Annotated in this window: 9 protein-coding genes and 1 tRNA gene; 1 reads left to right on the top strand and 9 read right to left on the bottom strand. The window is 69.6% G+C overall.

Annotation, left to right across the window (positions count from 1 at the left end; all coding sequences use genetic code 11):
* Positions 1 to 68: 68 nt before the first annotated feature.
* The 7 genes from MKW14_RS26350 to MKW14_RS26320 form a co-directional block, all read right to left on the bottom strand.
* On the bottom strand, positions 69 to 614 hold the full coding sequence (locus MKW14_RS26350) for a CinA family protein (RefSeq protein WP_240866063.1): 546 nt from the start codon (positions 612 to 614) through the stop codon (positions 69 to 71).
* A complete protein-coding gene (gene pgsA, locus MKW14_RS26345; protein WP_240866060.1) occupies positions 611 to 1,333 on the bottom strand; it encodes a CDP-diacylglycerol--glycerol-3-phosphate 3-phosphatidyltransferase in 723 nt (240 codons plus the stop codon). The genes MKW14_RS26350 and pgsA overlap by 4 nt, the downstream gene beginning before the upstream one ends.
* Positions 1,330 to 2,799, bottom strand: coding sequence for a 30S ribosomal protein S12 methylthiotransferase RimO (gene rimO / locus MKW14_RS26340; protein WP_240866058.1), 1,470 nt, complete (start codon positions 2,797 to 2,799; stop codon positions 1,330 to 1,332). Before rimO ends, pgsA begins: the two co-directional genes overlap by 4 nt.
* Before the next feature lie 84 nt (positions 2,800 to 2,883).
* The gene (locus MKW14_RS26335; protein ID WP_240866056.1) at positions 2,884 to 3,726 is read right to left on the bottom strand and encodes a helix-turn-helix domain-containing protein; all 843 of its coding nucleotides are present in this window, start codon (positions 3,724 to 3,726) and stop codon (positions 2,884 to 2,886) included.
* Positions 3,727 to 3,971: 245 nt separating this feature from the next.
* Entirely contained in the window at positions 3,972 to 6,671 is a 2,700-nt protein-coding gene (locus MKW14_RS26330; RefSeq protein WP_240866054.1) for a DNA translocase FtsK, read from the bottom strand.
* A gap of 135 nt (positions 6,672 to 6,806) precedes the next feature.
* The gene (locus MKW14_RS26325; RefSeq protein WP_208782618.1) at positions 6,807 to 7,487 is read right to left on the bottom strand and encodes a response regulator; all 681 of its coding nucleotides are present in this window, start codon (positions 7,485 to 7,487) and stop codon (positions 6,807 to 6,809) included.
* A gap of 244 nt (positions 7,488 to 7,731) precedes the next feature.
* On the bottom strand, positions 7,732 to 13,203 hold the full coding sequence (locus tag MKW14_RS26320) for a HAMP domain-containing protein (RefSeq protein WP_240866051.1): 5,472 nt from the start codon (positions 13,201 to 13,203) through the stop codon (positions 7,732 to 7,734).
* Positions 13,204 to 13,577: 374 nt separating this feature from the next.
* Between MKW14_RS26320 and MKW14_RS26315 the strand changes: the two genes are divergently transcribed.
* On the top strand, positions 13,578 to 16,331 hold the full coding sequence (locus MKW14_RS26315; RefSeq protein ID WP_240866049.1) for a SpoIIE family protein phosphatase: 2,754 nt from the start codon (positions 13,578 to 13,580) through the stop codon (positions 16,329 to 16,331).
* Between the two features lie 67 nt (positions 16,332 to 16,398).
* Here the strand turns inward: MKW14_RS26315 and MKW14_RS26310 are convergent.
* Both MKW14_RS26310 and MKW14_RS26305 read right to left on the bottom strand, forming a co-directional pair.
* Positions 16,399 to 16,474, bottom strand: a tRNA-Thr gene (locus tag MKW14_RS26310).
* Between the two features lie 76 nt (positions 16,475 to 16,550).
* Positions 16,551 to 17,213: a DegT/DnrJ/EryC1/StrS family aminotransferase gene (locus MKW14_RS26305; protein ID WP_240866296.1), complete on the bottom strand. Its 663-nt coding sequence runs from the start codon at positions 17,211 to 17,213 to the stop codon at positions 16,551 to 16,553.
* Between the last annotated feature and the right edge of the window lie 114 nt (positions 17,214 to 17,327).

Here is a 17,327-nt window from a genome sequence, read left to right as displayed (position 1 = left end):
CCCCACCGTACCGCCTCGCGCCGCGGCCGTGCGGGGAGCGATGTCGTGTTCACTCAGGGCTGCAAACATCAAAACCCCCCGTTCTGTTCCGTATCCTGTGCCCGCTCATTCCCACTGTGTTCGCCCGCAAGCTCCCTCAGGAGCAGTGCGAGTACGCTCCGTACACTCTCTCTACGAATTTCCGCGCGGTCGCCGTTCAACCGCAGGGCCAGTACTTTTCCGCCACCGGCAGAACCGGAAACCGTCGCGAACGGCCCGTCCACGGCCACGAACACCGTCCCGACGGGCTGTCCGTCCTGCGGTTCCGGACCCGCGACACCGGTCGTCGCGATGCCCCAGTCGGCGCCGAGCGCCTTGCGCACGCCGGCCGCCATCTGGATCGCGACCTGCGCGTCCACCGCTCCGCGAGCGGCCAGCAGGGGGGCGTCGACGTCCAGCAGGTGGTGCTTGAGCTCGGTGGCGTAGGCGGTCACCGAACCGCGGAAGGCCTTGGACGCCCCGGGGACCGCTGTGATGTCCGCCGCGACGAGCCCGCCGGTGAGGGACTCGGCGACAGCGAGGGTCTCGCCCCTCACGGTCAGTAGTCGCACCACGTCGGCGGCCGGTGAACTCACGCTTCCGCCTCCTCCAACGCGGCCCTGCGCTCGGCGATTCCCCGCCTGCGCAGCACAATGGCCTGTCTCACATAGTCCAGCCCGGTCACCACGGTCAGGACGACCGCCACGGCCATCACCCAGAACCTCAGGGTGGCCAGCCACCCCGTCAGCGCCAGGACGTACATCCCGACGGCCACGCCCTGGGTGAGCGTCTTCAGCTTGCCGCCGCGGCTGGCCGGGATGACGCCGTACCGGATGACGACGAAACGCAGGAGGGTGATCCCCAGTTCCCGGCCGAGGATGACGATCGTCACCCACCACGGCAGGTCGCCCAGTGAGGAGAGACAGATCAGCGCCGCCCCCATGATCGCCTTGTCGGCGATGGGGTCGGCGATCTTCCCGAAGTCGGTGACCAGGTCGTAGGTGCGCGCCAGATGCCCGTCGAACAGGTCGGTGATCATGGCGACGGCGAAGGCGGCCCAGGCGAACGAGCGCCAGGCCGGGTCGTATCCGCCGTGGGCCAGCATCAGCGCGACGAAGGCGGGGACCAGGAGCAGCCGGAGCATGGTCAGCAGGTTGGCGATGTTCCAGACGCTGGCCTGGTCGACGGCGGCTGCCGCGATCTTGCCGCCCCGCGCGGGCTTCGTCCCGCACGCAGCATCGGCCTCGGTGCCGTCGGTCTTCGGGGCACCCGCCTTGGAGGAGCCGTTCGCCGCCGATGCCGGCACTCCGGTCATCTGCCCGCCTCCTCACTACACTCGAGCGAGCCCGTGAGCGGCTCGGCCACCAGGTCGACACCTTCCGTACCGACCACCTTGGCCTCGACGATACGGCCGACGCTCAGCCCCTCGCCGCTCGTGAGCAGCACCTGGCCGTCGGTCTCGGGCGCCTGGTGCGCCCCGCGGCCGTACACGCCCTCCTCGTCCACGGATTCCACGAGCACGTGCACGCTCTCGCCCAGGCGCTCCTCGGCGCGCTGGGAGACGAGCTCCTCCGCCAGCCGGGAGACACGGGCCAGTCGCTCGGCGACGACGTCCTCGTCCACCTTGTTCTCGTACGTCGCCGCCTCGGTGCCCTCCTCGTCGGAGTACCCGAAGACGCCGATGGCGTCCAGCCGGGCGCCGGTCAGGAAGCGCTCCAGCTCGGCCAGGTCGGCCTCGGTCTCGCCGGGGAAGCCGACGATGAAGTTGGAGCGCACTCCCGCCTGGGGCGCCTTGGTCCGGATGGTGTCGAGCAGCTCCAGGAAGCGGTCGGTGTCGCCGAAGCGGCGCATCGCGCGCAGCACGTCGGGCGCGGAGTGCTGGAAGGAGAGGTCGAAGTACGGGGCGACCTTCGGGGTGGAGGTCAGCACGTCGATCAGCCCGGGGCGCATCTCGGCCGGCTGGAGGTAGCTGACGCGCACCCGCTCGATGCCGTCGACCTCGGCGAGCTCCGGCAGCAGCGACTCCAGCAGACGGATGTCGCCGAGGTCCTTGCCGTAGGAGGTGTTGTTCTCGGAGACCAGCATGATCTCCTTGACGCCCTGCTCGGCCAGCCAGCGCGTCTCGTTGAGGACGTCGCTGGGGCGGCGGGAGATGAAGGAGCCGCGGAAGGACGGGATGGCGCAGAAGGAGCAGCGCCGGTCGCAGCCCGAGGCGAGCTTCACCGAGGCCACCGGGGAGCCGTCCAGACGGCGGCGCAGGGGCGCGCGGGGGCCGGAGGCGGGCGCGAGGCCTTCCGGCAGGTCCACGGGGCCGTGCCCGGGCAGGGCGACCTCGGCGGCCGACTCCTGCCGCTCGGCGGGGCTGATGGGCAGCAGCTTGCGCCGGTCGCGCGGGGTGTGGGAGGCGTGGATGCCGCCGTTCAGGATGGTCTGCAGGCGGTCGGAGATGTCCGCGTAGTCGTCGAAGCCGAGCACTCCGTCGGCCTCGGGGAGGGCCTCGGCGAGCTCCTTGCCGTACCGCTCGGCCATGCAGCCCACCGCCACGACGGCCTGGGTTCTTCCGTGACCCTTGAGGTCGTTGGCCTCCAGGAGGGCGTCGACGGAGTCCTTCTTCGCGGCCTCGACGAAGCCGCAGGTGTTGACGACAGCGACGTCCGCGTCCTCGGCGTCCTCCACGAGCTCCCAGCCGTCCGCCTCCAAGCGGCCTGCGAGCTCCTCCGAGTCCACCTCGTTACGGGCGCAGCCAAGGGTGACGAGTGCGACGGTACGGCGTTCAGGCATGCGCTCAAGACTACTTTGTCTCACTGACAGCCCATGTCGACGGGGCTGGCGATCTTCGCCGGCCCCGTGGGAGCGACCGTGGTGCTAACCGACCTGCGGGTCGCCCTTGGTGTAGGTCAGGCGCTCGACCGCGCCCGGCTGGAAGTCGTCCTCGATCTTCTTGCCGTTGACGTAGAGCTGGATGGCTCCGGCGTCCCCGAGGACGAGGTTGATCTTGTCACTGTCCTGGAAGGTCTTGGAGTCGCCCTGCTTGAGCAGTCCGTCGAACAGAAGCCGGCCGTTGTGGTCCTTGGCCGAGATCCAGCTGCGTCCGTCGGCGGCGGAGACCTGGACGGTCACCTTGTCCTGCGGCGCGGCAGCGATGGCGCTGTCGGAGGGGTCGGACTTCGGGGTTGCGGGCTTGTTGTTCTTGGGCGTGGGCGAGGCGGACTTGCTGACGGAGGGCGTGGACCCTTCGGCGACCTGCGTCTTGGCGCCGCCGCTGTCGTCGCCGCCCTTGAAGGCGGTGAACCCGACGAAGCCGACCACGGCGACGATCGCGGCGACCATCGCCGCGGTCCAGTTCGGCCCGCGCCGCTCGGGGCGGATGCGTTCCGCCTCGAAGAGGGGCGCCGCCGGGGTCGGGGCGGGACGGCCGCCGTGCTCGGCGTCGTACTGCGCCAGCAGCGGGGCCGGATCGAGGTGGACGGCCTTCGCCAGGGTCCGGATGTGCCCGCGCGCGTAGACGTCCCCGCCGCAGGGGGCGAAGTCGTCCGCCTCGATGGCGTGCACGATGGCGATGCGGACCCGGGTGGCGTTGGTGATGTCGTCGACGGTCAGCCCGGCATCGATCCGCGCCTGTTTGAGGGCGCGGCCGACGGAGAGGCGGGCTTGCTCGCGATCGTCTTCGAACGGACGCTCGTCTTCAGGGGAGTTGCCGATGGACACGGGGGCGCCTTTCGAGCGTTTGAGCCACCTGTGCTGGAGGTTCAGTCTAGGGGGGGTGCGAAAGGGTGGGGCAACCGGGCGGTGGAGCTTGTTAGCCCATCGGTATGGCCGGACACGCCGATGGTGGGGCACGCGCTTGTCGCTTCCCTCAACTTGACGTACGCCGAAGGGAAACGGTTGCTCAATGATCCCTTACCGGTGAGTCACGATCAGACATCGGCGGCCGCACCCGTTCGGGTCTCCTCTCAAGCCTCCCCGCGGATCACCGCGAGCACGCCGTCCAGTTCGTCGGGCTTAACAAGAACGTCACGCGCCTTCGAGCCCTCACTCGGTCCGACGATCCCCCGCGACTCCATGAGGTCCATCAGCCGCCCGGCCTTGGCGAAGCCGACACGCAGCTTGCGCTGGAGCATGGACGTCGACCCGAACTGGGTGGAGACCACCAGCTCGGCCGCCTGGCAGAGCAGGTCGAGGTCGTCGCCGATCTCCTCGTCGATCTCCTTCTTCTGCTTGGTGCCCACGGTGACGTCGTCCCGGAAGACGGGCGCCATCTGGTCCTTGCAGTGCTGGACGATCGCCGCGACCTCCTCCTCGGTCACGAACGCGCCCTGCATACGGGTGGGCTTGCTGGCCCCCATCGGCAGGAAGAGCCCGTCGCCCTTGCCGATCAGCTTCTCGGCGCCGGGCTGGTCGAGGATGACGCGGCTGTCGGCGAGCGAGGAGGTGGCGAAGGCGAGCCGCGAGGGCACGTTCGCCTTGATCAGGCCGGTGACCACGTCGACCGAGGGCCGCTGGGTGGCGAGCACCAGGTGGATGCCGGCCGCGCGCGCGAGCTGCGTGATGCGCACGATCGCGTCCTCGACGTCGCGCGGGGCGACCATCATCAGGTCGGCGAGCTCGTCGACGATGACCAGAAGGTAGGGATAGGGCTGGAGCTCGCGCTCGCTGCCCTCCGGAGGCTTCACCTTGCCGTTGCGGACGGCCTCGTTGAAGTCGTCGATGTGCCGGTAGCCGTACGCCGCGAGGTCGTCGTAGCGCAGGTCCATCTCGCGTACGACCCACTGGAGTGCCTCGGCGGCCCGCTTGGGGTTGGTGATGATCGGTGTGATCAGGTGCGGGATGCCCTCGTAGGCGGTCAGTTCGACGCGCTTGGGGTCGACGAGGACCATGCGGACGTCCTCGGGAGTCGCCCGGACCATGACCGACGTGATCAGGCAGTTGATGCACGAGGACTTGCCGGAACCGGTGGCTCCCGCGACCAGGACGTGCGGCATCTTCGCGAGGTTGGCCATCACATAGCCGCCCTCGACGTCCTTGCCGAGCGCGACCAGCATCGGGTGGTCGTCCTCGGCGGCGGCCGCGAGACGCAGCACGTCGCCGAGGTTGACCATCTCGCGGTCCGTGTTCGGGATCTCGATGCCGACCGCGGACTTGCCGGGGATCGGGCTGATGATCCGCACGTCGGGGCTGGCGACGGCGTACGCGATGTTCTTGGTCAGCGCGGTGATCCGCTCGACCTTCACGGCGGGGCCGAGCTCGACCTCGTAGCGCGTGACCGTCGGCCCGCGCGTGAAGCCGGTGACGGCGGCGTCGACCTTGAACTCGGTGAAGACGTTGGTGAGCGAGGCGACCACGGCGTCGTTGGCGGCGCTGCGCGCCTTGCCGGGCCCCCCGCGCGTGAGGAGGTCGAGGGAAGGGAGCGCGTAGGTGATGTCGCCCGACAGCTGGAGCTGCTCCGCGCGCGCGGGCAGTTCGCTCGGCGCCTCGGGCGCCGGTTTGGTGAGGTCGGCGACCTCGACCTTCAGCTTCTCCTGCTTGGGCCGCGCGGCCGGCACGGGTGTCGGCGTGGGCGTGGGCGTCGTCTCCTCTCGGTCGCCGACGCTGACCCCCTGGGTGAGGTCCGCGACGATCGGCGAGGGCGGCATCCCGTGCAGGACGGCGCCGTCCAGCGCGGCCGCGGCCGCCGCCGCGACGTCCACGGCGTCCATGGGGCGCCCCATGTCGGGCTGGGGCACGGCGGAACGCCGGGGGCGGCCACGACGCTTGGAGAGTGCCTCCTGCTCCGCCCTGTCGGCGTCGTACGACTCCGGGGCCGAGCCACGCTTCCGCGCGCGCGGAGGCAGCGTTTCGCGCCACTGCTCGTCGTAGCGCTGGTCGTCCTCGGTGTAGTCGTCCTCGTCCGGGTCGTCGACGATCCCGAGCTTCACACCGAGCAGCCGCAGCCGCTGCGGGATCGCGTTGACCGGGGTCGCCGTCACGACCAGCAGCCCGAAGACCGTCAGCAGCACCAGCAGCGGTACGGCCAGCACGTCGCCCATGGCGTACGTCAGCGGGGTGGCCGCTCCCCAGCCGATGAGCCCGCCGGCGTCCCTTATGGCCTGCATGCCGTCGCTGCGGGCGGGCGAGCCGCAGGCGATGTGGACCTGGCCGAGCACGCCGATGACGAGAGCGGACAGGCCGATCACGATGCGGCCGTTGGCCTCGGGCTTCTCGGGGTGCCGGATGAACCGCACCGCGATGACGGCGAGCAGTATCGGCACCAGCAGGTCGAGCCGGCCGAAGGCGCCGGTCACCAGGATCTCGACGAGGTCGCCCACGGGGCCGCGCAGATCGGCCCAGGTGCCCGCGGCGACGATCAGCGCGATGCCGAGCAGGAGCAGTGCCACGCCGTCCTTGCGATGTGCGGGGTCGAGGTTCTTCGCGCCGTTCCCTATGCCGCGGAAGACGGCGCCCACGGCGTGCGCGACGCCGAGCCAGAGGGCGCGCACGAGCCGGTAGAGGCCGCCGGTCGGGTTCGGCGCCGGCTTGGGCGGCGCCGCCTTCTTCGCCACGGCCTTCTTGGCGGGCGCCTTCTTCGCCGGGGCCCTTTTCGCGGCGGCCTTCTTCGCCGGAGCCGCCGCCTTCTTCGCGGGCTGCTTCTTGGCAGCGGAGGGACGTGAGGCCATAGGTGTGAGATTACCGGTGGAGGCGTCGACGGACACGTGTGCCCACGGCTTCACCCGTTCGTGTCGCCTTTGAGTGAACGTGGAACTGACGCGTCCTCATCCGCGGTTGTTCCGCAACTGTCCCCCGGGTGAAGGTCAGTTCTGCGAGGTCACCGACGGCGCGCTCCCGGTGCCCGGCTCCAGCGCGTCCAGCGCCCGCCGCAGCCCGGTGAGTTTGCGTTCGAGATGGGCCGCCGTGGCCACCGCGGCCGCGTCCGCCGACTCGTCGTCGAGCTGCTTGGACAGCGCCTCGGCCTGCTCCTCGACCGCCGCGAGCCGCGCGGACAGCTCGGCGAGCAGGGAGGCCGGCTCCTTGCTGTCACCGACCGTGGCCTTGCCGCCGCCCTCCAACTGGAGCCGCAGCAGCGCCGCCTGCTCCCTCAGCTGGCAGTTCTTCATGTAGAGCTCGACGAAAACCGAGACCTTCGCGCGCAGCACCCACGGGTCGAACGGCTTGGAGATGTAGTCGACCGCGCCGGCCGCGTAACCGCGGAAGGTGTGGTGCGGGCCGTGGTTGATCGCGGTGAGGAAGATGATCGGGATGTCCCGGGTCCGCTCCCGCCGCTTGATGTGGGCGGCGGTCTCGAAACCGTCCATGCCCGGCATCTGCACGTCCAGCAGAATGACCGCGAAGTCGTCCGTGAGCAGTGCTTTGAGCGCTTCCTCCCCGGACGATGCCCGCACCAGTGTCTGATCGAGCGCAGAGAGGATGGCCTCCAGCGCCAGCAGATTCTCCGGCCGGTCATCGACCAGGAGGATCTTGGCCTTCTGCACCATGGCCCGCCCTCCTCGCCCCGGATGTGCACCGGGCGCCGCCCCTGGGGACGACTCCCTTTCGCCGCCCGTCCTTGTGCCGGTCATCGTAGCCGCACCCCGCCTGTCGCCACACCCTGTCACCGTGATGTCACTGTGCACGTAGCAGAAACGTAGCGGGAGACCAGAAGGTTCCCCGTATCCCGTACTTCTACACGGCGTCGGCCACCCTGAGTCAGCAACTCCGCGTGAACGTCGACGGTCCTCCTCACTCTCCTCGCATCCACTGCTCCATCACCGCCAACAGGTGGTCGGGATCGACCGGCTTGGTGACGTAGTCGGAGGCGCCGGACTCGATGGCCTTCTCACGGTCGCCCTTCATCGCCTTCGCGGTCAACGCGATGATCGGCAGCCCCGCGAACTGCGGCATCCTGCGGATCGCCGTCGTGGTCGCGTAACCGTCCATCTCCGGCATCATGATGTCCATCAGGACGACCGCCACGTCGTCGTGCTGTTCGAGCACCTCGATGCCCTCACGCCCGTTCTCGGCGTACAGCACCGACAGACCGTGCTGCTCCAGGACGCTGGTCAGCGCGAACACGTTACGGATGTCGTCGTCGACGATGAGCACTTTCTGGCCACCGAAGCGGATGCCCCGGTGCGGCTGCGCGGCGGCGCCCTGCTCGGCGCCCGCCCACTGCTCCTGCCCCACGGCCCCGAGGTCGCCGTCGAGGCCGCCCCGGCGGCGGCGCCTGAAGAGCGCCGCGGCGCCGTTCTGGGCCTGCTGGTACGACTTCACCTCGGCGGGCGTCTCGACCTCCACCGCGGACAGCTGGGACAGGTCCGAGGCGGCGACCAGGTCGCTGGCCCCGAGGGCCGCCACGGGCTGCTGATAGCCGTGGGGAGGCAGTTCGCTGGGGTGCAGCGGCAAATACAGCGTGAACGTCGAGCCGCGGCCCGGCTCGCTCTGCGCGTGGATCTCACCGCCGAGCAGTTGGGCGATCTCCCGCGAGATCGACAGCCCCAGGCCCGTACCGCCGTACTTGCGGCTGGTCGTGCCGTCGGCCTGCTTGAACGCCTCGAAGATCACCCGCATCTTGCTCGCCGCGATCCCGATGCCGGTGTCGGTGACCGAGAACGCGATCAGACCGGCCTCCGGGTCGGTGAGCGAACCGGCCTCCAGCAGCTGTTCCCTGATCGCCATGGGCACGTCCGCGCCGGCCGGCCGGATCACCAGCTCGACCGAGCCGGAGTCGGTGAACTTCACCGCGTTGGACAGCAGGTTGCGCAGCACCTGCAGGAGCCGCTGTTCGTCGGTGTGCAGGGTGGCGGGCAGCTCCGGGGAGACCCGTACGGACAGATCCAGGCCCTTCTCCGCCGTGAGCGGCCGGAAGGTGGCCTCCACGTAGTCGACGAGCTGGACGAGCGCGATACGCGTCGGGGAGACGTCCATCTTGCCCGCCTCGACCTTCGACAGGTCGAGGATGTCGTTGATCAGCTGCAGCAGGTCGGAGCCGGCGCCGTGGATCGTCTCGGCGAACTCGACCTGCTTCGGGGTGAGGTTGGCGTCGGCGTTGTCGGCGAGCAGTTTGGCCAGGATCAGCAGCGAGTTGAGCGGCGTCCGCAGCTCGTGCGACATGTTGGCGAGGAACTCGCTCTTGTAGCGCATCGACACCGCGAGCTGCTCGGCGCGCTCCTCCAGAACCTGCCGCGCCTCCTCGATCTCGGTGTTCTTCACCTCGATGTCACGGTTCTGCTGGGCCAGCAGCTCGGCCTTCTCCTCCAGTTCGGCGTTGGACGCCTGGAGGGCCTTCTGCCGGTTCTCCAACTCGGCGGAGCGTTCCCGCAGTTGCTCGGTCAGCTCCTGCGACTGCTTCAGCAGCTGCTCGGTCTTGGTGTTGACGGAGATGGTGTTGACGCTGGTCGCGATCATCTCGGCGATCTGGTTGAGGAAGTCCTTCTGGATCTGTGTGAACGGCGTGAAGGAGGCCAGCTCGATGATGCCGAGCACCTTCCCCTCGAACAGCACCGGAAGGACGATCACCTGGGCCGGCGGCGCCTCCCCGAGGCCCGAGGAGATCTTCAGATAGCCGCTGGGCGCGTTCTCCACGAGGATCGTGCGTTTCTCCTCGGCGGCCGTCCCGATCAGCGCCTCACCGGGCCTGAAGGAGGTCGGCATGGAGCCCATCGAGTAGCCGTACGACCCGAGCATGCGCAGTTCGTACGCGTCCTCGTTCTCGGCGCTCAGGTCCTTGCCGTCGACCAGCGGCATCGCCACGAAGAACGCGCCGTGCTGCGCGGAGACCACCGGCGTCAGCTCGCTCATGATCAGCGAGGCCACGTCCTGCAGGTCGCGGCGGCCCTGCATGAGCGCGGAGATACGGGCCAGGTTGCCCTTGAGCCAGTCCTGCTCCTTGTTGGCGATCGTGGTGTCGCGCAGGTTGGCGATCATCTTGTTGATGTAGTCCTGCAGTTCCTGGATCTCGCCGGAGGCGTCGACGTCGATCTTCAGGTTCAGGTCGCCCCGGGTCACGGCGGTCGCCACGCGCGCGATGGCGCGCACCTGCCGCGTGAGGTTCCCGGCCATCTCGTTCACGGACTCGGTCAGGTCGCGCCAGGTGCCGTCCACGTCACGCACGCGTGCCTGACCGCCCAGCTGCCCCTCCGTGCCCACCTCACGGGCGACCCGGGTGACCTCCTCGGCGAAGGACGACAGCTGGTCGACCATCGTGTTGATCGTCGTCTTCAGCTCGAGGATCTCGCCCCGCGCGTCGATGTCGATCTTCTTCGTCAGGTCACCCTTGGCAATCGCCGTCGTGACCATGGCGATGTTGCGCACCTGGCCGGTCAGGTTGGACGCCATCTGGTTCACGGACTCGGTGAGGTCCTTCCACGTGCCGGCCACACCGGGTACATGCGCCTGACCGCCCAGAATGCCGTCCGTACCCACCTCGCGAGCCACCTTGGTGACCTGGTCGGCGAACGAACTCAGCGTCTTCACCATGGTGTTGAACGTGTCGGCGAGCTGCGCGACCTCACCGCGCGCCTCGATCGTCACGGTCCGCGTCAGGTCGCCGTTGGCGACCGCCGCCGCGACCTGGGAGATGTTGCGCACCTGCATGGTCAGGTTCTTGGCCATCAGGTTGACGTTGCCGCTGAGGTCCTTCCAGATGCCCGTGACACCCGGCACGTGCGCCTGGCCGCCCAGGATGCCCTCGGTGCCCACCTCGCGGGCCACCCGGGTCACCTGCTCGGCGAAGCTGGACAGCTGATCGACCATCGTGTTGACGGTCGTGACGAGCTCGAGGATCTCGCCCTTGGCGTCGACGGTGATCTTCTTCGACAGGTCGCCCTTGGCGACCGCGGTCGTGACCTCGGCGATCTGACGCACCTGGATGGTCAGGTTGTTCGCCATGAAGTTCACGGACTGAGTGAGGTCCTTCCAGGTGCCGGAGACGCCCTGCACCTCGGCCTGGCCGCCGAGCTGGCCCTCCGTGCCCACCTCGCGGGCGACCCTGGTGACCTCCTCCGCGAACGACGACAGCTGGTCGACCATCGTGTTCAGGGTGTTCTTCAGCTCCAGGATCTCCCCGCGCGCGTCCACGGTGATCTTCTGGGACAGGTCACCACGGGCCACCGCCGTGGCGACCTGCGCGATGTTGCGCACCTGAGCGGTGAGGTTGCCCGCCATGCCGTTCACGGAGTCGGTCAGGTCCCGCCACACACCGGCCACGCCGGGCACCTGCGCCTGACCGCCGAGGCGGCCCTCGGTGCCCACCTCGCGGGCCACCCGGGTCACCTGGTCGGCGAACCCGGAGAGCTGGTCGACCATCGTGTTGATGGTGTTCTTCAGCTCCAGGATCTCTCCGCGCGCGTCGACGTCGATCTTCTGGGACAGGTCACCCTGGGCGACCGCGGTGGTCACCTGGGCGATGTTGCGCACCTGAGCGGTCAGGTTGCCGGCCATGCCGTTGACGGAGTCGGTGAGCTCCTTCCACGTACCGGCCACACCCGGTACGACCGCCTGGCCGCCGAGGCGGCCCTCGGTGCCCACGTCCCGGGCCATCCGCGTCACCTGGTCTGCGAAGGAGGACAGCTGGTCCACCATCGTGTTCACGGTGTTCTTCAGCTGGAGCATCTCGCCGGAGACGTCCACGGTGACCTTCTGCGACAGATCGCCGTTGGCCACCGCCGTGGTGACCTGCGCGATGTTGCGCACCTGGCCGGTGAGGTTGCGGAAGGCGGTGTTGACGGAGTCCGTCAGGTCCTTCCAGGTACCGGCCGCGCCCGGCACCTGCGCCTGACCGCCCAGCTCGCCCTCGACACCGACCTCGCGCGCCACGCGCGTGACCTCGGACCCGAAGGACTGCAGCTGGTCCACCATCCCGTTGACGGTGTTCTTCAGTTCCAGCATCTCGCCGGCCACGTTCACCGTGACCTTCTGGGAGAGGTCACCGTTGGCCACGGCTGTGGTGACGGCCGCGATGTCCCTCACCTGAATGGTCAGATTCCGGAACACGGTGTTGACGGAGTCCGTCAGGTCCTTCCACGTACCCGCCGCGCCCGGCACGTTCGCCTGACCGCCGAGCTGCCCCGCCGCACCGACCTCGTTGGCCACGCGCGTGACCTCGTCCGCGAAGATCCGCAGCGTCTCGGTCATCTGGTTGATCGTGTCGGCGAGCTGCGCGACCTCGCCGCGTGCGGAGACGGTGACCTTCTGCGACAGGTCGCCGCTGGCGACGGCGGTGGTGACCTGCGCGATCCCGCGCACCTGGGCCGTGAGGTTGCCGGCCATCAGGTTCACCGAATCGGTGAGGTCCTTCCACACACCGGCCACACCCGGCACCTGCGCCTGCCCGCCGAGCTCGCCCTCCGTGCCCACCTCGCGCGCGACTCGCGTCACCTCGGAGGAGAAGGACGACAGCTGGTCGACCATCGTGTTGACGGTGTTCTTCAGCTCCAGCATCTCGCCGGCGACGTGCACGGTGACCTTGCGGGACAGGTCACCCTTGGCCACCGCCGTGGTGACCAGAGCGATGTCGCGGACCTGCGCCGTCAGCCGGTACGCCATGGTGTTGACGGAGTCCGTGAGGTCCTTCCACGAACCCGACATGCCACGCACGCGTGCCTGTCCGCCCAGCTTGCCCTCGGTGCCGACCTCGCTGGCCACGCGCGTGACCTCGTCGGTGAACGTCGACAGCTGATCGACGAGGTTGTTCACCGTGCGCCCGACCTTCAGGAACTCCCCGCGCAGCGGGTGCCCGGTCCCGTCGGGAGCGTGGGTCCGCAACTCCATGCGGGGCGACAGGTCACCCTCCGCCACCGCGGTGAGCACCCGGCCCACCTCGGACACGGGCCGTACGAGGTCGTCCACGAGCGCGTTGGAGGCCTCCACGGCGGCCGCCCAGGAACCCTCGTAGGCGCCCGTCTCCAGCCGCTCCGTGAGCTTGCCCTCCCGGCCGACCATGCGCCGCACCCGCGACAACTCACCGGTCAGATGCAGATTGCGGTCGGCCACCTCGTTGAACACCGCGGCGATCTCCGACATCACGCCGTCCCCGGACACCGTGAGCCGCTTGCGGAAATTCCCGTCGCGCATGGCCACAAGGGCCGCCAGCAGTTGGTTCAGGGCAGCCGTGTCCACCGCGGTGGTCCCGCCACGCGGTTTGCGCTGGTTGTTCAGGGACTGTCCGCCTTTCGCGCGCGTGTTAGTGCCCCGCGTCGCTGCGCCAGACTCCACTGTGTCCCTCCCGCAGGGGTCGACCGTTACTGCTGTGCTCCGGCACTACTGCTCGTGGCACCGGTACTGCTGCGCATTTCTGCCGGATATACCAGGTCACACCACGGGCTGCTGCCCGCTGTACGCGGAAGTCACTCAGCCTGCCCGGACCTTCACAAGAAGCTTGCCCAGTGTTTCACCCTGCCTGAACCCGGCCATAACAGTTCGGCAGCTTCGCACATCGTCCGCACACCCTCTGGGCGGAAACACTGCAGATCGGCATCCGCACCGACGGCGAAGGTAAGTAACCTTGCATGCGGCTGTCCAGCCGCACCGGTCCGTCCGGCATGGGCGGTGGCACGAGAACGAGCGGGCATCGGAGGGCGGCCGCACACATGACCACCGGACTGATCCCCGGGGGACAGCCCCCGGACCCCCGGCCGACGGGCGGCCTGCCGCATCAGCGGCACGAGCCGGTCGGCCACGCAGCCCAGCACGTCGACAACAGGCCGAGGAGTTCTGTGATCACCGCGCGCGCGGCCGCCAGCTTCGAGCCCGTCGGGCGATCGGTAGCGACCGCCCGCTCCTTCGTCCGCGACACCCTCCAGGGCTGGGGCTTCGCCGACATCGTCGACGACGCCGTGGTGCTCACCAGTGAACTGGTGACCAATGCCGTGGTCCACGCGGGCACCTCCGCCGACGTCCTGTGCCTGCGCACCGACGAAGGCGTACGGGTCGAGGTGGCCGACCGCTACCCGGAGCGCGAGATCCCCCTCCAGGGCCATCCCGTCACCATGGGCAGCCCCGACCGTGAGGGCGGCCGCGGCCTCCAGCTGTGCGCGGCACTCGCCGGCCGCTGGGGCGTGGAGTACACGCCCACCCACAAGCAGGTCTGGTTCCAGCTAGCCCTCCCCGAGCGCGCGGTGGGCACGCGCGCGGCGGGCCCGTCCCTCCCCGCCGACCTCCTCCCGCTCGCCGACGGCCGGGTCCGCGTCGCCGTCGTCCAGATCGACCGCACCGGCTCCATCACCTCGTGGAACGAGGACGCCGAGGAACTCTTCGGCTACCCCGCCGAACAGGTGATCGGAAAGCCCCTCACCGATCTCGCCGCCTGGCCGCACACCCCCGGCACCAGCACCGGCATCGCCGAGGCGCTCCAACTCTCCCGCTGGGAAGGCAGTTACGGCATCAGGGGCGCCAACGGCCGCGTCACCCCGGTGTACGCCTCCCACCTCCGCGTCCGCGACACCGGCGGCGAGCCCTCCACGGTCTGTCTGCTCGTCCGGGACCACGAACGCGCCGTCCTGCAGACCCCGTTGCGCCTGCCCGCCTCCGACACCGCCTCCGCCACCGACGGCCAGAACACCGACCCCTTCGAGGTGTTCATCGGCTCCCCCGCCCCGGACGACCTCGACGGCCTCCTCCAGCGCACGGTGGAGCGCGCCCGCGACATGCTGGACGCCGACTCCGCCTTCCTGCTCCTCGCGACCGACGACGAGACGGAGCTGGAGGTCCGCGCCTCCACCGGCCTGCCCTCGGCCCGCCAGCGCTTCGCGCGCGTGCCCGTCGAGGCCGGCCCCGGCCGCTACGGCTCGGCCCGCATGCCGGCCGTCCACGACGACCTGACGGCCGTCCCCGGCGCCGTACCGCTGCTCAGCGGCACGGGCATGCGCTCGGTCGTCACGGTCCCACTCAAGGTCGAGGGCCGCCTCACCGGCTCCCTCGGCGTCGCGGCGGAGAGCCCCGGCAGATACTCCAACGAGGAGGCCCTGCGCCTGCAGTTCGCCGCCGACCGCATCGCGCTGGCCGTCGAATCGGCCCGCCTCGGCGAACTCGAACGCCTGCGCCGCGGCTCCCTCAGCTTCCTCGTCGAGGCCTCCGATCTCCTCGCCGGCACCCTGGACCGCGACCAGACCCTGGCCCTGATGGCCCAGATGACGGTCCCCACCCTCGCCACCTGGTGCGCGGTCTACACGATCGCCGACCAGGCCTCCGAGCCGTACCTCTCCTACGTCCTGCACGAGGACGAGGAACTCATCGACGGCATCAAGTCGTTGCTCTCCAAGGTGCCCCCGCCGGACCCGGTCCCCACCCCCGGCGCCCGCGTCTGGTCGGCCCCCGGCGAGGTCGCCCACCAGGCCGCCCTGCGCAGCTCCATGCGCAGCCTCGGCCTCTCCGGCGGCCCCACCCACCAGGTCGCCTCCGGCATCGGCCCCACGCTCGCCACGGCCTCCGCCGTCGGCGGCGAGACCGTCGTCCTCCCCCTGGTCGCCCGCAACCGCGTCATCGGCATGCTGACCCTCGGCAAGCCCACCGACGAACACTTCCGCCAGGAAATCCTCGAACTGGCCGAGGACTTGAGCCGCCGGGCCGCCCTCGCCCTCGACAACGCCCGCCTCTACTCGGAGCGCACGGCCATCAGCCAGTCCCTCCAGCGCAGCCTCCTGCCGCCCGAGCTGCCCGAGATCGACGGCGTCGAGGTCGAGGTCATCTACCGCGCGGCCGGCGAGGGCAACGAGGTCGGCGGCGACTTCTACGACCTCTTCCCGATCAGCGACGGCGCCTACGGCTTCGCCATCGGCGACGTCTGCGGTACGGGCCCCAACGCGGCCGCCGTCACGGGCCTAGCCCGGCACGCCCTGCGCCTGCTGGCCCGCGAGGGCCTGTCCGGCCCGGCGGTCCTGGAGCGACTGAACTCGGCCATTCTCGACGAGGGCGCCCGCAGCCGCTTCCTGACCCTTCTCTACGGCGAGCTGCGCCCCCAGGAGGACGGCAGCGCGGAACTGAAGGTGGTCTGCGCCGGCCACCCCCTGCCGCTCCGCCTGCGCCAGGACGGCACGGTCGAACCCGCCGCCGAGCCCCAGCCGCTCCTCGGCGTCCTCGACGACCTGGAGCTCTACGAGCAGACGGTCACCCTCGACCCCGGAGACGTCCTCCTGTGCGTCACCGACGGCGTCACCGAGCGCCGTGAGGGCACCCGCATGCTGGGCGACGACGGCCTCACCGACGTCCTCACGACCTGCACCGGCCTGACCGCTGGCGCGGTCGCGGCCCGCATCATGCGCGCCGTGGAACGCTTCGCCTCGGACGCCCCCTCCGACGACATGGCGATCCTGGCGATGCGGGTCCCGGGCCTGCAGAAGGACTGAGAAGAGTTACGGATACGAGGTTACGGACACAAGAAAGGCCCCGCCCAATCGGGCGGGGCCTTTTGACTGGAGCCCCCTAACGGAATCGAACCGTTGACCTTCTCCTTACCATGGAGACGCTCTGCCGACTGAGCTAAGGGGGCCTGTCGCCTTCTTGAGGTTTCCCCCGCGGCAACGGAATAGATCATACCCCGAACAGACGCTTGCTCCCAACCACCGTCAGAAAGCGGGCTGGAGCAGTCCGCCCAGCACATTGCACGCGCCCACGATGCGCTGCATGTCCCGCTTCGTCAACGCGGCATCGACGGGCAGAGCAAGCGTTTCGTCAGCGGCACGCTCGGTCTCCGGCAGTGAAACGCACCGACGGAACTCCGGCAGCCGGTGCACGGGCGTCTTCACCGGCACCCGGCACTCAATTCCCCTGGCCCGCACGGCTCGTGCGAACGCGTCCCGGTCGGGCCGCCCATTGCCGGGCACCCGCACCACGTACTGCTGATAGGTGTGCCCATCGCCCCCGTCCGGCGTGCGCACCCCGCGCAACTTCGCATCGAGATAGGCCGCCCGCTCCCGCCGCTGCGCGATCTCGTCGTACGGCGCCTCGGACTCGCCCTGCTCCAGCACCAGCAGCCCGTACCGCTGCCCGACACCGTGCAGCCGCGCGATGTCGGCGGGCCGCCCGAAGCGGTGTACGACAACCACCGCTGCGGTACGGGGAGTCAGAGCCGCCTCGACAGCGGAGGCGTCAAAGCAGTACGTCACCGGGTCTATGTCGGCGAACACCGGCAGCGCCCCAGCCATGGCGACGGCCTCGGCGACCTCGACGTTCCCGAAGGCCGGCACGACGACTTCGTCACCGAGTCCTACGCCGGCGGCCCTGAGCATTGCAGCAGTTCCCATGCTGCGGATGGTGGTTGCGCAACGTGAACTTCAAGTGACGCAGAACGAAAAAGGGCCGGACCCCGAACCGAAGTTCAGGATCCGACCCTTTGAATAATT

This window comes from Streptomyces gilvus, from assembly GCF_022513565.1.
Classification (GTDB): Bacteria; Actinomycetota; Actinomycetes; order Streptomycetales; family Streptomycetaceae; genus Streptomyces; species Streptomyces gilvus.
Note: the sequence above shows the minus strand (reverse complement) of the source record. Positions and strands in the feature narration are given on the sequence as shown.

What these genes read in the sequence shown, in the direction of transcription:
- MKW14_RS26325 (WP_208782618.1), bottom strand. Translation starts at nt 7,487, where the DNA reads ATGGTGCAGAAGGCCAAGATCCTCCTGGTCGATGACCGGCCGGAGAAT.
- MKW14_RS26330 (WP_240866054.1), bottom strand. Translation starts at nt 6,671, where the DNA reads ATGGCCTCACGTCCCTCCGCTGCCAAGAAGCAGCCCGCGAAGAAGGCG.
- MKW14_RS26305 (WP_240866296.1), bottom strand. Translation starts at nt 17,213, where the DNA reads ATGCTCAGGGCCGCCGGCGTAGGACTCGGTGACGAAGTCGTCGTGCCG.
- pgsA (WP_240866060.1), bottom strand. Translation starts at nt 1,333, where the DNA reads ATGACCGGAGTGCCGGCATCGGCGGCGAACGGCTCCTCCAAGGCGGGT.
- rimO (WP_240866058.1), bottom strand. Translation starts at nt 2,799, where the DNA reads ATGCCTGAACGCCGTACCGTCGCACTCGTCACCCTTGGCTGCGCCCGT.
- MKW14_RS26315 (WP_240866049.1), top strand. Translation starts at nt 13,578, where the DNA reads ATGACCACCGGACTGATCCCCGGGGGACAGCCCCCGGACCCCCGGCCG.